Genomic DNA, 18,126 nt, shown 5'->3' with positions numbered 1-18,126 from the left:
ACAACAGCAAGCAAACAGGTGTTGTTGGTTGGGAAGCTTTATGGAAAGGTTGGTTTTCACTGAGCCAACTGCTAGAAGGCGCTCGATTCATGCAAGCGCAACAACAGGAGATGTGATCAAGAGACAGGTGTCAAGATAGTTGCCGCTTCTAATATACTTGAGGCGACAACTAACTTGAAAAACTCCGAAACACCCACGCCTGATATTTTTAGGGCTTTTTTGTTGTTCTCAGGTTACGAAAGTCGCTTTTTTGCAATTCTAATCCATTACCATGTTGGGTTTCGCTACGCTCTAGCCAACCTACAACACGATAATGCTCGTAACTAGGTAAGCTACGAAGGTTAAGCCACCCGCGAATAATGCATACGGCATTTGGGTTTTAACGTGAGTGAGTAAGTCACAGCCCGAGGCGATGGCCGACACCGCACTGGTATCTGATATTGGCGAGCAATGATCGCCAAATACGCCGCCCCCTAAGATAGCTGCAATCACTAATGATGGTGGTAAACCCAGAGCTTGTATAAGCGGCACACCAATTGGGATAAGTATGGCAAATGTGCCCCATGATGTGCCTGTTGTGAACGAGATCACTCCACCGGTAACAAACAATACAGGCACAACTAAGTAAATGGGTAAGTAATCGCCCACCAACCCTGCCACAAATACACCTGTGCCCAAGTCTTTTAAGCTAGCGCCTAAAGTAAGAGATAGTAGTACGATGACGACTAATGGCAATAATTCACCCATGCCTTTAAAACCAATATCAACCAATTTATGGTGAGTAAATTGACGAGAGGTTACCATTAATAAGTAAGCAACAACGCAAGCTAAAATAGTGGCATACAATACTGATTTAGAACCGCTGCCACTGGCAATATCACCATTACCTGACCAATACATAAAGCCAACCATGCTACCAATTAAGGTAATAAGCGGAACGAGCATGTAACGTGCTTTAGTCCCTTTTACTTCTTCTTGTAGCTCAGTTTTTTGATGCTCTAATTGCTCTTCAGCCTTTTTAAGCGGGCCGTGAACTTTATCAAATGAGATGGTATAAAACACAATGAGTAAAGTGATGATGGCATAAAAGTTATAACCGATGCTGCCCCATAACACCGAGACTGCCGACTCTGACAGTTCATAATTACCAAGTAAACCTAGTATGTACGCCCCCCAGCCATTAAGTAAAATCAAAATACACACAGGTGCACTGGTACTATCAATAATGTAGGCTAAACGTGCGCGGCTCATTTTAAATTTATCAAATAAACCTCGCGATAAAATCCCCGCAGTCAGTACACTTAAATTAGATTCTATAAACACTGCAATGCCTGAAAACATGGTTAAATAACCCACTTGGCGCTTGCTCTTTGCTACACCTTTGTTCATCAACATATTAACTGTTGCTGCTACACCGCCAGATTCACGGATGTAGGCAAGTAATGCACCAATCAAGATACTAAAAATGAGGATACGACTATTACCCGGTGAGCTTGCCACACTCACTACGCGCTCAATGGTATTTATAAATGTATTAAAAAGTGTATTACCGTCACCTTGCAAGGCCAGCAAAAACTCTGAAGAAGCAACAGCGACGAGTAGCGCCATAATGACTTCTTTGCGCCAAAATACGATTAAAATCGCAATTAGTGGCGGTAAAATTGAATACCAAGACATACTGTAACCTTTTTTGTGGTGAGTCTATGACTCACTCTAATTATTATCAGGCCTTTGCTATAAAGGCTGGAACAGACTCATTAGCTTAATCTGTTCGTCAATAAACACAACTTAAATCGATTAGCGCTAAGCTGAACATTGCCATTTAGATCAATGCTTATTTAATATTGCTTCATAAATCAACGAAACAATTGAACCATATTTACCGGTTTCAAATTTTTTCCCCATAAATTCATAATGTATTTCATTACCTTCAATCGGTGTATGGCGAGCATTGGTAAGCAAAATTATCGCCAAGTCATAAGCTGGATCAATCACAGTAACCGTGCCCGTCCAACCGGTATGGCCATATGCTTGCGGGCTCGCATACGGGCCAAAATGCCATTGTAAAGCACCGTTACCGGCACGACGCCAACCTAAACCATAGCTTTCATCACTGGCTTGCGGGGCGATGAATTGCTCTAATACTTGCGGAGTAAACATTTGTTTATCACCATAACCACCGCGATTTAATAACAACTGTGCAAGCACACTTAAATCTTGCCCTGTACTAAAAAGTCCTGCGTGACCTGCGACCCCGCCCAAGGCATAAAATGCTTTTTCGTCATGTACTTGCCCTTGTAAAACGTCGGTACGTACATTATCAAAGTTGATCCGTCCGTCACGAGTGTTACCTTGTAACTCAGTCGCGGCAATGTGGTTTTTTATAAAGCCCTTTTGCAATGGATTATAAACGGTGTGGGTTAAACCAAGCGGTTGATAAATTTGCCCTTCAACATAATTATCCAGCGACTGCCCTGAAAGTCGCTCCACTAATACACCGAGTAACATGTAATCAATATCTGAATATAAATGCTTAACGCTACGACCCGCCACAAATGGCACGCCTGTCAGTAATAAGTTTTTAGTGCGCAGGCTATTTTGTGAAAAAAATCGCTCACCAAACTTATTATCTTTACGATGAAAATCAACTACCGCTGGATAACCTGCACTGTGGGTCAGTAAATCTTTGATTAACCGCTGCTCACGGCCCGCACCACGAAACTCAGGTAAGTAATAAAATAGCGGTTTTTCTACATCAACTTTACCTTCACTGGCTAATTTCATTAACGCTAAATTTGTAGCAAACATTTTCGAATTAGAGGCAATATCAAATAATGTATCGCTTTTCATCTGCTGTGGCTGCGCTAATAATGAACCATCTGCTTGGTATTTTTTAGCATCGCCATAGTGGCTTAATTTAATTAACTTACCATCTTTGATCACTGCCAGTACGGCACCAGGAAACCCTGCCGCGACCTCTTCATTGATCAACTTATCAACCAGACTAAATGTAGTTGACTTTAACGGTTTGGTTGCAAGGGTTGGGTAAGGAAAACGTAATGTTAAGTTTGATCCTTCAGGTTGCACATTTTCAACTTTAAAGGTATTTATACCATTATGCGTACGTTTAGATAAGCTATATTCATATACTTCATTAATCGTAAGTGGTTGCGCAATATTTATTTTTTCACCATTAATGAAAATATCTGCACTCGTTGCGGTGTTATTCTCAATGATGATCTGGCCTCGGCCTTTATAGGCCTTAAATGTACCCCGATCATTCACTAACGTGCGAGAGCTTGGATTAGGATTTGGAATTTTCATGACCACTTGCGCATTTCCTAGTGGCTTTACTACCGGCTCAGGTTCTGTTTGCTGTTGCTGATATTGCAACATTAACTTAGCTACTTTTTTCGGAAAATACTTTTCCATCAAAGCAAACAATACCGCAGCGCTGCGCGCATCTGCATTACCGCTGACATGCCAAGGTAAAAAGTGCATTTGAAACGCGCTCAAGGTATCCAGTGTTTGTGGGTCAAGCTGATTAGTTGCATGTATGTCATAACCATAAGCGCGTAACGCTTTTTGCATTAAACTAATGGATGGTTTAACTAAACTAAATTGCTGCCAGTATTTATCAACCGTGTCACTGTCATACCATGCACCAATACCGGCTTGGTACAATTGATACCATGGAAAACGCGGACCTGGATCGTTTTTCCGAGTAGGTGCTATATCGGAGTGGCCTACAACTTGAGTTGGGCCAATATCGGGGTTACGCGCTAAAATGCCTTTGCTTAATTCAATCAATAATTCTATTTGTTTAGCGTCAAAATCGGGGAAAACACACAGTTTTGAGGCGTCATTTTCTATTTGCTCATCAGGTTCAACTTCAGGATAATGACAGCTTGGGACGTTAACAATTTCGATACCAATTGACTGGTCGTTTAAATCTTCACGGTCTTGCCAAAAGCTTATTCCGGCATGCCATGCTCTATCATGTTCATCAACCAGTTGCATGACTTTTAATTCATCTTCAGGGTAACTAGGATCATTTGACTCTGGTAATAAATAATGAGCACTTAAACCACCTTCATCGACTAAAGCACGCATCGATTTTTCATAATCAATAGCGGTGTAATGCATCACTAAAAACTTAATTCGATGACTGTAATTGGCAGATTGCGTAAACTCGTAAGGTGTTGAAGCGCAACTAGTCAAAAGTGCGGCAGTTGTAACTAAACAAAGTTTTTTCAACCAAGATAAAAACGTCATAGCCTTCTCATTGCTGATCAAAGTAAATAAGCGCAATCCCAAAACCACGATTAGCGGCATGTGCTTTTAGTAAACAATACATTAAATAAACCCAATTCTCATATTGTTATTATAATTTGGACAACTCGACTTGGGTTTTATAAACCAAACCCTATCACAGCAGAATGATTTGTAAATAATTTATTTCAACAATAATGATAGTTCAAGATACTTTATCCCACCATAAAAACAGTGCCCAAGCGACTAGCAAATAAATCTGTTAGTTCGTGCTATTGGTGTTGTAAAATTAGATAATTAAAACTATATTATTCCAATTATTCTTAAACAATATTCCAAAGCTTCATTGCGGCTATTGGGAATAATTTATTTTTTGTACGCATAGGAACAAGAGTAAAAACAAAGGTGGTTACATTTAAACCTAAAACAAGTACAAATTTATTTCGATTAATGCTATAAATACGCCAAATATAAAAATAAGCGGGTAGTATGTCTACATTTGTAAAAATTAAAGCCTTACGTCAGTCTCTGTCGAGCAGCGAAGCCAAACTAGCCGACTTCACATTGAACTCCGCTAACGCTATTCGTAATCTTTCGTCTGTAGAGCTGGCTAAAGTTGTCGGCGTGAGCCAATCAAGCGTTGTTAAATTTTCGCAAAAACTGGGCTACAAAGGCTTTCCGGCATTTAAGTTGGCTGTCATTGATGCGCTCAATGATGAAACTTCAGAACCAAAATTGCATGGTAAAATCACTTTAAGTGATTCACTAGAGCAAATAGCTGAAAAGCTACTCAGTAGTAAACTTGCTGTGCTTACTGAAACAAAAAATCTCAATGAAACGGTAGCCATTGAACAGGCTGTTAGCTTGTTAAAATCAGCTAAGCGAATTTTAATTTGTGGTTTAGGGGGCTCAGCCCTGGTGGCTAAAGACTTTTCTTATAAACTGCAAAAGCTAGGTATGCCTGCAATTGCTGAACCTGATGGGCATGCCCAGCTCGCCTATGTGTCAACCTTTGCAAAAGGCGACTTAGTTATTGCGATCAGTGAATCGGGTGTCACCAGAGAAATTGCTGAAGTGGTAAAGCAGGCTAAGAAAAACGACAGTTACGTGATCTCTGTCACTAAATTTGGTAGTAATCCAGTTGCTGATCGAGCCAATGTTAGGCTTTACTCTGTCGCAGAAGAAGAGTCAGTCCGTTTATCATCAATACTTGCTCGTACCGCGCAAGACTTTGTTATTGATATTCTATTTATCGCTTTAACGCAATCAAGTCGTCAAGGTCGTAAATTACTAGAACACTCAAATGATGTTGTTGGTGAATTTAGAAATCACTAACCAATATCATCCTAAAGAATTAAGGCTACAATTGTGGCCTTTCTTATTATAAAAACCACTTTAACAAAGCCATGCATAAGCTTATAAATTATTTCTTCATCCCATGTCAAAAAAATTTAGTTAATAATCAATTATTGTTATTGTTACTCCAACAATATTGCTCCAGCCCACTCAAATATCCTCCTGCTTTAGTAATGAAAAACAGAGAAACCACTCCCCCAGCCTTGTGCTTATATTGACAAAAAATATAACGGAATCAGTTTTTATATATTTTATTTATAAACATAAAGAAAATAAGGAAGAATTTATTCTTGACCATTGATGGCAACGCATGTTTAATACAATGGCAACAATTTATTAAAGTTTACAACTCTGTTTGGGGAATTAACAAAGTTCAGGGCGATAAGCTAATTATAATAAGGACGGGGAAAACAATGAAAAAACATGTACCAACCTTCACTATAAGCTCGTTAGCGCAGGCCACACATCGCGCTCTGCGAGTGCCAAAAATTGCAATAACCACCGCTATAATAGCTGCCTCGCTGGCAAGTGCTCCTGCATTCGCAAATTTAAACGGTAGCATTAAAGGTAAGGTAAAAACCGAACAAGCAAACCAACCACTAGCGGGTATTACCATTACTGCACGTAGTAACGTCATGCCAAAAGCGCGTACTGTGGTAACCCGTGAAGATGGCAGTTATGATCTCCCACAACTAAAACCAGGCACTTATGAGCTGACCTTTGAAGACAGCAGTGGCATTACACAAACAATAACTGTTGATGTACTGCTAGAGCAAACCTCAAATGCTAATGTTGTACTTGGCGGTAAAAAAGATAATGTTGAAGTAATTACAGTGACAGGCAGTAAACTGTTTCGACAAGGTAAATCAGCACTCACAAACTCATTAGGTGAAGAGGGAATTAATAATGTCCCTGTAGGTCAAGATTACCGAGACCTTTTAAAGCTTGTCCCTGGTATAGAACTTTCGGCAAATTCAACGTTGGGCCCATCAGCCGGTGGTTCTGGTGTTGATAACTCGTATGGCTTTGATGGTGTTAATGTGTCATTGCCGATGTATGGAAACTTAGCTTCAGAGCCATCAACACACGATGTTGCCTTTGTTACTATGGACAGAGGTGGTGCAAAAGCGGTTGGCTTTAACCGTTCTGGTGGCTTTTCAATTGACACAGTATCAAAGTCTGGTACGGATGAGTTTCACGGTAATATAGAATACAAAATACAACCAAAAACCTTTGTTGCGACACCAGTAGGTGAAGAGAGCTTTGAACTTGATAAAAATTGGTTAACCGCAAGTTTAAGCGGCCCACTTATTGAAGATACATTATATTTTTATACTTCTTATTACCGTCCTGAAGAGACCAAAGCAAACAAAAACACAGCCTATGGCGAAGTAAAAGATTATGAGAGTATCCGCGACGAATACTTTGGTAAATTAACCTGGGCACCAACTGATGATATTTTGATAAATATCTCACAACGCACCTCAGATAAAGAAGTTAAAGGCGATTCGATTGGTGCTTACGAGATGGACACCGTGTCTGTCGGTAGTAAAGCTGATCAGGATATCTTTACTTTAGATGGTTCATGGATCTTAGGATCAGCAACCACACTTTCATTCCAATACAGTAAGTTTAAATTAGAAACAGGTTCACAACCTGATACACCTTTGAGTGTGAGCCCCTCTTTATCAAGCCAGCTTGATATCAATAACTTAACGCAAATGGGTTATTTTTCAGTACCTAGCTTAAGAGAATATGATCCCGAGGAAGGGTTTAGCGAAGCACAAATCGCCGCATATAATGCTGGTGCAAATGCACTAATTAATACCTATGGCTATCTTGAAGATGGAGTGATGAAAGGCAGTGGTGGTGTTGGTGCATACGCAACTTATGACAATCAAAACTTTTATCGTGATTCATTTGAAATTAGTTTAGAGCATGAACTTAGCTGGGGCGATGCATACCACATACTTCATTTTGGCGCGAAATGGGAAGAAGGCGAAGAGCAACTAACCAGGCTCTCTAACGGTTGGGGTTCAATTGAATACATTGGCGGTTTAGTTGATGCTGATGCAAACACTGATGGTTTTGATCCTGCAAATGCAATCTATCGTGCTCGTGTCCAACAAATGAGTTTAACAACTGCAGATGGCTCACCTGTCTCTAGCATTAACTCTGAAACACGCAGCCTAAACTTTGAAATTAACGATACAATAGAATTAGGTGATTGGACTTATAACTTAGGGTTATTGGTCAGCCAAGACACCTGGTATGGTCAAGGCTTAAAAGCTAAATCAGGTACTATTTCTGGTTATGAAGTTGCTCCTGGTCACAAGTACCAAATGTATCAAACCGACTGGAAAGATATGCTACAACCTCGTTTAGGTGCAACATGGACTTATTCTGACGAAGATTCCGTATTTGCAAACTTTGCGATTTATAATCCTGAAGCAAGTTCATTATCGCGCGCAGCATCATGGGATCGAAACACCCGTGCCGAAATTGAGTTATTACTAGATGCAGCCGGTAATATTTTATCCTCTTCACCTAGAAACGGTTCGTCTGGTAAAGTATTCCAAGATGATATGAAACCACGTCGTATTAACGAATTTACTATCGGAACCACTAAGTATGTTGGTTCTGACTTAGTATTACGTGCCCATGTTCGTCATCGTAAAGGCATGCACTTTTGGGAGGATATGCCAAACAATGCGCGCCTGACCGATTACTCAGATGTTGATGCTGAAGGTGTACCGCAACACATTGCAGATAAAGGCTTATATGTTGCTAACTTAGCTGATATTCGTGACGAAATTGGCGGTTCATCGTATGTTATCGCTGAGGTTGATGGCGGTGAAACCAAATACTGGGAAGCCAGCATAGAAGCCGAGTATATGGGCGAAAACAGCTATGTAAACGCTTCATATGTATGGAGTCACTACTATGGCAACTTTGACCAAGATAACACCACAACAAGCAATGATGCGAACAGCTTTATTGGTTCAACTTATTATGGTGATGGTCGTGGTCGTTATCCTTGGGATAACCGTTATGGCACACTTTCTGGTGATAAGCCTCACCTGTTAAAAGTATACGGTTACTATACTCTTCCTTGGGAAGCTAACTTAGGGGCATACTTCGTATTCCAATCAGGTAAAGCATGGGAAGCATGGGATGGAACAACATACGGCTATCCTACAAGTCACACCAGCCGTTATGCAGAACCAGCGGGCTCTCGTCGCACTGCTAGCCATTGGCAACTTGACTTAAACTATACGCAAGACTTTAAGTTCTCTGGTGATATGGAACTACAATTTCGTGCTGATCTCTTCAACGTATTTAATCGTCAAACAGGGTACAACAAAAACCCGTATGTACTTGATGAAAAATTTGCTGAATCGCGTAGCCATTACAATCCACGTAGCTTGCAGCTATCAGTTAACTTTAAGTTTTAATCTTATGGTAAGGCCACTTTTGTGGCCTTTTTTATTCCAAAAATACACGTATTACTGCATAAACCGCTGTTCGTCGCTAATTTCACAGTGTGCTATTTCTATTGGTTGATTACTTCTATCAACCATCCAACACTCGTCATAAATAGAGCAATAGCACAACTCGATTGCAATTTGTTCATCCATTTTAAGAATTTCTGTTAAATAAGCCTTATCTTTTATGGTAATCGCACTAATATTCGCTTGACTTGGTAGAATACGTGTACCGATATGTGATTGAACTAAACGCGTCCCAACTATAAAGTCAGACCATTTTTTAACCGGTTTATCATTGTGAGTAATTTTGGCATATTTAATAACTGCCGGACCTGTGCCGTTATTCATCACGCCGTAGCTAAAATGCCCCTTCTCAGGTGAAAAGCTGCGAAAGAGCTCAACTCTTGGCCAAACCGACGCTCTTGCATAGGAGCGATCAATCATAGTGGAGTAAATACCAATTATTGTTGTAACAACGCTTATCAACAATGCTGACAGTGCAACTATCATTTCAGGCTTTTTATACCATGCTATTTTTGTCATTATTATTCCTTTAAGTTTATATCCCTAAACCATACAGTTAGCTTTTTTTAAGCGCAATAAAAAACGCAACCTAAGCTGCGTTTAATGATCAAAAACTGTTCTTTATCATTGATATAACAAATAAGGGTCGCGTTGTTGTTTAAAGCGCGCTAAATCTTGCTGCCAGCTTTGTTTAATTTGCTGCTCTGTTTGCCCTGCTTTGATAGCTAAACGTAACTTATCTGTGCCGGCTAGTTTATCCATAAAGCCTGCGCGCTCAAAAAATGTTTGCTGTTGCGCTGTTAAGGTTTTGTAGGCTGAAATAAATAGGCTTAAATCGAGCCCCTTAATTGTACTGTCACGTAGGTCTTGGCCAAACACTTCAACCCCTTTGAATTTAGGGTTCATTGATGCGCCTTCAATCGCACGAGGTGTAAAACTAAACTCCCCTAACGGCGTTGGCGAATAACCCACCACTTGAAATGGAAAGTCTGTACCACGGCCAATTGTAATTGGTGTTGCTTCAAAAAAGCATAATGATGGATACAACGCAATTGACTGATCATTCGGTAAATTAGGGCTCGGCTGAACAGGCAAGCTATACGTCATATCACGGCTATAATTAGCTACTGGCACAACGGTTAAATTAAGTGTTTGAGCTTGCTCTATCCAGCCCTCACCTTTGATCATTTTTGCCAGCTCGCCCACTGTCATACCATGTAAAACAGGGATTTCATGCAAGCCAACGAAGGACTGAAACTTCAAATCTAAAACTGGCCCATCAACATAGGCGATATTCGGGTTTGGCCTATCAAGTACAATAAAATCAATATTATTCTCAGCCGCAACTTCCATCATATAATGCATTGAGCTGATATAAGTGTAAAAACGCACACCAACATCTTGAATATCAAAAATAATAACATCTAGATCATTCAAAACCGCAGCATCTGGCTTTTTTTTGCTGCCGTAAATAGACACCACATCAATACCGGTCTTTGCATCCACCGTACTTTTTACATGCGCCCCGGCATCGTGGTCGCCACGAAAGCCATGTTCAGGGGCAAATATTTTAGTAACATTCACGCCTTTATCACGCAGTAAGTCGACTATATGGGTGCCATTAACTTGTGAAGTTTGATTAACGACTAAGCCAACTCGTTTGCCCGTTAGTTGTGGCAGATACTGCTGATACTGCAAAGCCCCGACACTTATATCAGCCTGAGTACTTACTTGTGCAGGCTCTACGGTGTTATTTTCTGCGCATGCACTTAAAATAAGGCACTGTAAAATAACCACTAATCTAATAAGCATTTAAAGTTCCACCGCTTTTCGCAAAAAGCCATCAGCTTGGGTTAGCATTTGCTCAGCTTGCGCGGCATCTTTGCCCGTTAAGATAATTAAAATTGCCAGTTTCGCACTTTGCTTTGCTTGGGCAAGCGCCTCGACTCCTTGCTGATGAGTGCAATCGGTTGCTTGCATTACGATGCGGATCGCACGAGCATGCAGCTTTTCATTGCTGGCATTTACATCAACCATCAAATTTTTATAGACTTTACCTGTGCGGATCATACTGGCAGTACTAAGCATATTAAGTACTAGCTTTTGTGCAGTACCCGATTTCATGCGTGTTGAACCTGTTACTGCTTCAGCGCCAACGACTGGGCAAATGCCAATATCAGGCTGTTTCATTACCGCAGAATTAGGATTACAGGTTATTCCAACGGTGGTACATCCAATTGATTTTGCATACTCAATGGCTGCTCGCACATAAGGTGTACGGCCACTGGCCGCAATTCCTACCACGACATCTTTAGCTTGTAGATTAACGGCTTTAAGATCTTCTACACCTAATTTTAAGCTATCTTCGGCTCCTTCAACTGCTTTTTTAAACGCCGTTTCGCCACCAGCAATTATTCCCATTACTTGTTGATCGCTAACACTGTAAGTTGGCGCGCATTCCACAGCATCTAAAATACCTAAGCGGCCACTGGTGCCAGCACCAATATAAATTAAACGACCGCCTTGCTTAAATGCCGTTACAATATGATCTACCGCTTTGGCTATCTCTGGGATCACTAACTTTACAGCAGCGGCAACTTTTTGATCTTCCAGATTTATTTTGGTTAAAATTGCGCGACTATCGAGTAAATCTATATCCAAAGTATCTAAGTTTTGTCCTTCTGACACAATCCCGTTCAGCTCTTCTAAAAGTGCACGCTGCTGATTAAAATTAGACTCAGGGCTCATTGTGTAATCCTTGTGTATTCAGTTTGTTTAATGCGGTCGCCGGCTAAAATCACCACACCGGCTAACGAATCCCCTTAACGGGGAGATAAATTCAATTATGTATTTTCATTTAATAATGAGTCAATGTTCATGCCTATTGGGCTCCTACAGCTGACTGGCCGCGCTGGGCAAGTTGAGGTTTACCTAAACAACACACTAAAGTCGAAAACGCAGTACCAATACATAATTGCCAAGTAAAGCCTAAATAGAAGCGATCTGATGCCGGCAATAACCAATCAATCATGTATGGTTGCATGAATAAAGTGATCATAAAACCAACAATTAACGCCGCTAATACTGAGCCTTCACTGCCACGTTTAGTAAATAGTGTTGTAAAATACACGCCCAGTAAACCACTGTACGAAAATACCATGACACTCAGCGCAAATTTTAATAGTGGCATATCACTGTATTGTTGCCAGAAATAACAAACTATGGCCATTAATGCTAATGATAAGCTCACAACCGCCATGCCTACACGTCCAGCTTTAACAAAATGATTATCAGTAACGTGCTTATTTTTAGCCGCTAAATAAGGCCGATATAAATCCTGCACAATGACCGATGACATCGAGCTTAAACCGGAGTTTAATGTGGAAATGGCCGCAGCAATGATTCCCACACTCACTAAACCTTTTACTCCGGCTGGCGCTTCATTTAATACGTAGTACATAAAAATAGTGATTTTTTCACCATTAAATTCTTGTACGACTTGCGCACCGTCACTGTTCATTAATGCTGGCTGCTGATAAACGATATAAAGTAATAAACCAATAAAGATAAATACCAACATCACAGGAATAACCATCATGATAGAAAGTAGTAATGCTTTGCTGCCTTCTTTTTCACTCTTACACGTCAATAGACGCTGTGTCATATCTTGATCTAGACCAAAGGCGGCAATATTAAGTAACACAAAGCCGGTTAATACCGACGCCATATTGAACACCCCACTTGGGCCAAAATCTAAATCAAATTTGAAAATCGCCAGCTTTGGATCAGCACCGGGGGTTGGCTCATTTAAGGTTGCTAAAATAGTTGAAAAATCAGCAGGGATCAGCACCAACAAACACCAGATAACGGCAATCGCAGCACTCACATATACGACACTTTGCAGCACATCAGAATAAATTACACTGCGAATACCACCAAATACGGTGTATAACAAACCTGCTAGAGCGAGTAGTAAAGTCGCAATAATCACACTTTCTGCGGCTATATTACCGTATAAAATCATCGCTACTGCAATCGCGGCCATATATAGACGTGCACCACTGGCGAACACTCGACCAAATAAATACATTAAGCCGCTGCGGCGTTTGGCTTTTGGCCCTATGCGCTTTTCAAGCAGTTCATAAACGGTGTACACTTTTTGTTGATAAAACTTAGGGATCAGAAAAATAGAAACAATAAATGCAGCTATAAATGCGCCAATGTTCGTCGCTAAATACGATAAATCACCTTGATAACCCTGATCAGGTCCACCAATAAAGGTGGCAGCGGATTGTGAAGTAGCCAGTACCGAAATAGCCACCATCCAGGTCGGCATACTATTACCGCCTAAAAAGAAGTCTTTACTTGAGTTGGCGCGTTTACGGTTAAACCACCAACCACTGAGTAATAAAATTGCTCCGTAGCTTGCGAATACGAGCCAGTCTAGCAAAGTGTATTGTGCACTCATTTATTATCCCAATTTCAAATCAACCGACGGAATATATTATTCCTTAAAAATAATAAAAATAAAACAATTTTATTATTTATTTTGTAAAGTCACGTAATCGCATGGCTGTACACGTATCATTTAATCGCTGGTAACTTCCAAAGCAATTGTTTTTGTTGATATTGTGAGCTAGGTAAGCTCACTAACAATGGTTTTTTCTGTTCATCTAACCAAGCTAACAAGGTATCCATGTTCTGCTCAGTCATTGCAGTACAACCTGCGGTTGGCTTATTTTCTGCGCGCCATAAATGCATAAAGATACAACTGCCTGCACCATCAACATTTTGACTATTGTGCTTAACCACTAAGCCTTTTTTGTAAAGGTTATCTTGGCTATAAATATCACGGCGCATCCACTCTGACGAGTCTTTGACAGCAGCCTCCCCTACCACTGACTTATTAACTAACTGGTTATAAAATGGCGAACCTTTGACATCAACACAATAGTCGTCAGCAGTCATGCCTTGGTAAGTCAGATTGGTATTTAATGAATCTAAATAACCAAACGCGGTGCCCAGTTCAAAAATACCAGCGGGAGCTTTACCATCGCCTTCTTGTTTTTGTACGCCCGCTTGTGCTGAGTGTAAACCAATACCCCACGCAAGACCGGTGCGCCCAAGTACCACCTTGTGACCTTGGCCTTGTTGTTGCCATTGTCCTGCAACACGGTCAAATCGATACAATTGTGCGGCAATAGCTTGCCAATCATCTGCAACCACGACCACTAACTGTTGGCTTTGCTGTGGGATAACTGTAGTACTTGCGCTGTTTGCACAGCCGCTGAGGGCTGCAGTGGTGATTAATGTTATTATTATTTTTTTCATAACGGCCAAATTCCATCGTTTATCGGTTTCAATTAACACCATTAAGTCTTCAATATAGTTCACTTCACGCAGCGCTGTTTTTAACGGAGTAACTAATGGCACTTTAAGTTTGATCGCCGTGATCTTCATTTTTAACTCCTAGCGAATACGCTTAATATTATAAGTGCGGTCTAAATAGCTCTGAGTTTTTGATAAACGCAGTGGCAATAAAGGCGTTACCGACACCCCATTAAGTGAACTTGAATAAAAACTACCATCAGCCTTGTTATAACCCAACCCTTTAACATCATGGATCACATACGGTTGACCGTCTTGTTCACCTAAGTACATCATTACATGGCCCGGTATATAAATTAAATCGCCCACTTGCATGTTATTAACCACCGCTAATTTATCGCTTTCATTGCTTGTTTTATCAAAACGGTGATTAGTACCATACTCCCCCTTTCCCTGCTGACCTGAATTACGCGGCATTAATAGACCAAATGACTTATATATTTCACCAACAAAACCAGTGCAGTCACGGCCATTATAGTCGTGTCCCCAACCGTAGCGTTCGCCTAAAAATTTAAACCCTTGTTTTATTAAATGCTGTTGGGTGTAAGGTAAATACCCTAAATGCACATCACTGCTGCGACTGATCAAGGCAGGCTTGATAACTAACTGACCTTGTTCCCCGCGGGTTGGCAGTTGCACAACATAATTAGCGTAGGTGTTTTGGTCATTTAATAAGTGAGGAGTTTTATCAGCAGGCATTAAAGGCAAACGAACGCCCATGTCCAATTGCACTTGCGATGTAGTGGCATCATCAGGCACGTAAGCGGTATTTACTTTGGCGCCTGTTATTAATAAAAAGTCATCGTTATTTTTAAATTCACGAAGTGTGCTTTTATTCGATATTGCAATATCAGCTTTGGGCGCCCATGCTAGATAATTATAAGCGCGCACAAGTAACCATTTCTTATCGGCACTTTCATGCAAAATAGCCACTGTGTCACCGGGAAATAAGCCGCTTTCTTGAAAACGATCTAGGTCATTATCTAAGCCACTATTTAATACTCGGTCCCACGTTGGAAAAGTACGCAGTACTGAGCGCTTTACCACCATAGCATAACTAACTTGATTATTATCTGCCACAGCGTCTAAATTCAAGTTGGCTAGATATTTCGCAAAATGCTTATTACTTAATGCCACGCCATTAGGGTAAAAACGCGGGCTTTTTGGTACCGCACTAATACTGAGTATATATGCCTTTAACTGCTCACGAGTTAGCTGAGAGGCAAAATCGAGTGGATCGACAATATGTTCATTGTCAGCAATCAATTGTTTATTAAATGCCGCGATTTGCGCTGCACTCATCAGAGCTTTATCAGTCACTTGGCTTAACCAGTGCTGCGGGGTTAATTGAGATTGAGTGACCCCGATGACATCTGATTGCCACGCGTTAGCCGCCGCAATGACGGGTGCCATGGTCATAATACTTACTAATGAAATACTCAGGGCGATAAATGTATGTCTCATTCGTAGGTTCCCTATTATCAATTTGCTTGGTAAGTCGTGTTGTGTGCTACTTATTATTGCTTTTGCGGTATCAGTAACTGTGTAAATGCATGCGTAAAATTAGCCTGCATTTTTTTTAAGCCAACCACCGCTAAATTTTTTCACTTGCACCTGACACACTCTTTTTTGCCGCCAAGTAAATTCTTTGTTATTTTTATTTCTGGAATATTTTATTGAAAATAACATATTTTCCACAGCAAGCAAATATTTGCATCCGATTAACACCTTAAACGTACTAGTATTAAATATAAACACTTCCACCTATTTATAAGGAAATGATAATACGCACTTTTTTAATTCTATTCGGTAGCTCACTTCGCACAACTAAATAGCCATAGTGCACTTATACGTAAACATTACATAATCACCTGTTAGCCTTTAAAACTCTGCCATGGCCCCGTGATCGCTAATGTTTTAGTTGGTGAATACACATTAACAAATAAGGTGTTGCCATCAGCAGAAAAACAAGCTCCCGCCAACTCGGTTTGCGCTGTTAAGCGGGCAAAATTATATACCTCGCCACTAGGTGTTACGCCACGTAAATGGTTATCAACCACGTCGGTATATTGATCTTCACAAACGATCAAGTGCCCGTTAGGTGCAACAGTAAGATTATCACCAAAGTTAAATAACGACTTATCTGTGCTTTCTACAAATAGTTGAACGTGTCCTGGCGCTAAATGCTCTTTATCTGTTCCTTCAAATGCTGATGGTTGATATTTCATTACTTGCCCAAGCTGCTTTTGACCACCATTAGTGCAACAAAAATAAAGTTCTTTTTCACCCCAATGTATCCCTTCACCACGAGCGAAAAGTGCAGCACCTTGTTTGTGACCGCGTATTCTTAAATCGTCTTTTGGACTTTCAGGTTGCGCTAAATCAACCCATTCAACGGCCATACTGTGTTGTAAAGGCATTGCCCCTGTAACCCAATTACGAGTATCAAACTGTGGCTGTGCTTTAATCACCATAGCTTGGAGCTTACCGCCTTTACTCAACTTACCGTATTCATTAGGAATAAAACGATAAAATAAACTATCGCCTTTATCTTCTGTCAGATAAACAATACCGCTTGTTGGATCAACAGCTGCTGCTTCGTGGTTAAACCGCCCCATTGCCTTGAGAGGTTCGGGCTTTACCAGTCCTTTAGCGTTGGCAGGTATCTCAAAAATATAGCCGTGATCTTGCTTAAAACCATCCGCTTTAGTCAGAACACTCTCTTCGCAAGTAAGCCAACTACCCCATGGGGTAATACCACCCGCACAATTGCGGATCGTGCCTGTGAGTGACAAATATTCTTGTTCTTTTTTACCGGTTTTTAAATTATAAATAATGTGGCTTGTGCCTCCTGGCAAAGCAACACCTTGCACAGTAGTGTCATAAGCAAATGACGTTTTATGCGTTTGTAAGCTAACATCTGCTTTTGCTAAATCAGTTGGTTTTAATTCATGATTTCGAACTAATACAACCCGATCATCATCAAGGGCAATGCAACCCATACCATCGGCTTTATCTGGCACTGTAAAGCCATCATCCATTTTATCACCCAGTTTTGATATAACTTGATAGCTAAATCCTGCAGGTAAATCGAGTAACTTGTTAGGATCAGTCACTAACGGACCATAAGCACGTAAATGCTTACTCACTTCAAGAAATGGTACTTTGCCAAAAGCACTACGAGAAAGCCCCATAAAAGCGAGTGTACCTGCACTAATAATAAATTGTCTTCTAGAGATCATCATAAAACTCATAATGTGATAAAATAACAGGCTTATGATAAATGAAATTATCCTATAAAAACGGCCTCCATAAAAAGTTCATATAATTGTCATATCTCTAAGAAAGTGGTGGGCGCAGGACGTATCTTGTAAGAGTGAACCTCCGACTGTTCGGTGGTTGTAGATTTTTGTAAATACGAGACAAATTTCAGGCATGAAAAAACCGACTTTCATCGGCTGTTGCTTTCTTATACCAATGCTATTTATTAAGTGATTAAATTTGTCCATGCTCTAAAGCACATATGCTTAACGTTAGTAATATTTGAACGAAACACATTCCACGCTCTACTTACTTGCTCCACTATGTCGTCATAATC

At 40.5% G+C, this 18,126-nt stretch carries 11 protein-coding genes; 2 read left to right on the top strand and 9 right to left on the bottom strand.

Annotated elements, in window-relative coordinates:
• Nucleotides 1-300: 300 nt before the first annotated feature.
• Together HHO47_RS18070 and pbp4b are read right to left on the bottom strand one after the other, a co-directional pair.
• A complete protein-coding gene (locus HHO47_RS18070) occupies nt 301-1,677 on the bottom strand; it encodes a Na+/H+ antiporter NhaC family protein (protein ID WP_169021554.1) in 1,377 nt (458 codons plus the stop codon).
• A gap of 150 nt (nt 1,678-1,827) precedes the next feature.
• Nucleotides 1,828-4,275, bottom strand: coding sequence for a penicillin binding protein PBP4B (gene pbp4b, locus HHO47_RS18065; protein ID WP_211183772.1), 2,448 nt, complete (start codon nt 4,273-4,275; stop codon nt 1,828-1,830).
• 486 nt (nt 4,276-4,761) lie between these two features.
• On the opposite strand from pbp4b, the gene HHO47_RS18060 reads away from it, so the two are divergent.
• Complete coding sequence (locus tag HHO47_RS18060; protein WP_169021552.1) at nt 4,762-5,607, top strand: MurR/RpiR family transcriptional regulator; 846 nt, start codon at nt 4,762-4,764, stop codon at nt 5,605-5,607.
• 434 nt (nt 5,608-6,041) lie between these two features.
• Nucleotides 6,042-9,083 (top strand): TonB-dependent receptor, encoded by a 3,042-nt coding sequence (locus HHO47_RS18055; protein ID WP_169021551.1) that lies wholly within the window; start codon nt 6,042-6,044, stop codon nt 9,081-9,083.
• A gap of 51 nt (nt 9,084-9,134) precedes the next feature.
• On the opposite strand, the gene HHO47_RS18050 is transcribed toward HHO47_RS18055, so the two are convergent.
• The 7 genes from HHO47_RS18050 to HHO47_RS18015 form a co-directional block, all read right to left on the bottom strand.
• Nucleotides 9,135-9,659: a hypothetical protein gene (locus HHO47_RS18050; protein ID WP_169021550.1), complete on the bottom strand. Its 525-nt coding sequence runs from the start codon at nt 9,657-9,659 to the stop codon at nt 9,135-9,137.
• 105 nt (nt 9,660-9,764) lie between these two features.
• Nucleotides 9,765-10,952, bottom strand: coding sequence for an exo-beta-N-acetylmuramidase NamZ family protein (locus HHO47_RS18045; protein WP_169021549.1), 1,188 nt, complete (start codon nt 10,950-10,952; stop codon nt 9,765-9,767).
• Nucleotides 10,953-11,888: an N-acetylmuramic acid 6-phosphate etherase gene (murQ, locus tag HHO47_RS18040; protein WP_169021548.1), complete on the bottom strand. Its 936-nt coding sequence runs from the start codon at nt 11,886-11,888 to the stop codon at nt 10,953-10,955.
• Nucleotides 11,889-12,021: 133 nt separating this feature from the next.
• Nucleotides 12,022-13,608: a sodium:solute symporter gene (locus HHO47_RS18035; protein WP_169021547.1), complete on the bottom strand. Its 1,587-nt coding sequence runs from the start codon at nt 13,606-13,608 to the stop codon at nt 12,022-12,024.
• Nucleotides 13,609-13,724: 116 nt separating this feature from the next.
• On the bottom strand, nt 13,725-14,600 hold the full coding sequence (locus tag HHO47_RS18030) for a L,D-transpeptidase family protein (RefSeq protein WP_248291045.1): 876 nt from the start codon (nt 14,598-14,600) through the stop codon (nt 13,725-13,727).
• 9 nt (nt 14,601-14,609) lie between these two features.
• Nucleotides 14,610-15,992 (bottom strand): NlpC/P60 family protein, encoded by a 1,383-nt coding sequence (locus HHO47_RS18020; RefSeq protein ID WP_169021546.1) that lies wholly within the window; start codon nt 15,990-15,992, stop codon nt 14,610-14,612.
• A gap of 410 nt (nt 15,993-16,402) precedes the next feature.
• Nucleotides 16,403-17,770 (bottom strand): alkaline phosphatase PhoX, encoded by a 1,368-nt coding sequence (locus HHO47_RS18015; protein WP_169021555.1) that lies wholly within the window; start codon nt 17,768-17,770, stop codon nt 16,403-16,405.
• Nucleotides 17,771-18,126: the final 356 nt, after the last annotated feature.

Origin of the sequence: Pseudoalteromonas arctica, assembly GCF_012927645.1 — a bacterium.
Classification (GTDB): domain Bacteria; phylum Pseudomonadota; class Gammaproteobacteria; order Enterobacterales; family Alteromonadaceae; genus Pseudoalteromonas; species Pseudoalteromonas arctica_A.
The sequence above is the reverse complement of the archived record's forward strand: the minus strand, read 5'-3'. Positions and strand labels throughout refer to the sequence as shown.

What these genes read in the sequence shown, in the direction of transcription:
- HHO47_RS18070 (WP_169021554.1), bottom strand. Translation starts at nt 1,677, where the DNA reads ATGTCTTGGTATTCAATTTTACCGCCACTAATTGCGATTTTAATCGTA.
- pbp4b (WP_211183772.1), bottom strand. Translation starts at nt 4,275, where the DNA reads ATGACGTTTTTATCTTGGTTGAAAAAACTTTGTTTAGTTACAACTGCC.
- HHO47_RS18060 (WP_169021552.1), top strand. Translation starts at nt 4,762, where the DNA reads ATGTCTACATTTGTAAAAATTAAAGCCTTACGTCAGTCTCTGTCGAGC.
- HHO47_RS18055 (WP_169021551.1), top strand. Translation starts at nt 6,042, where the DNA reads ATGAAAAAACATGTACCAACCTTCACTATAAGCTCGTTAGCGCAGGCC.
- HHO47_RS18050 (WP_169021550.1), bottom strand. Translation starts at nt 9,659, where the DNA reads ATGACAAAAATAGCATGGTATAAAAAGCCTGAAATGATAGTTGCACTG.
- HHO47_RS18045 (WP_169021549.1), bottom strand. Translation starts at nt 10,952, where the DNA reads ATGCTTATTAGATTAGTGGTTATTTTACAGTGCCTTATTTTAAGTGCA.
- murQ (WP_169021548.1), bottom strand. Translation starts at nt 11,888, where the DNA reads ATGAGCCCTGAGTCTAATTTTAATCAGCAGCGTGCACTTTTAGAAGAG.
- HHO47_RS18035 (WP_169021547.1), bottom strand. Translation starts at nt 13,608, where the DNA reads ATGAGTGCACAATACACTTTGCTAGACTGGCTCGTATTCGCAAGCTAC.
- HHO47_RS18030 (WP_248291045.1), bottom strand. Translation starts at nt 14,600, where the DNA reads ATGAAGATCACGGCGATCAAACTTAAAGTGCCATTAGTTACTCCGTTA.
- HHO47_RS18020 (WP_169021546.1), bottom strand. Translation starts at nt 15,992, where the DNA reads ATGAGACATACATTTATCGCCCTGAGTATTTCATTAGTAAGTATTATG.
- HHO47_RS18015 (WP_169021555.1), bottom strand. Translation starts at nt 17,770, where the DNA reads ATGATCTCTAGAAGACAATTTATTATTAGTGCAGGTACACTCGCTTTT.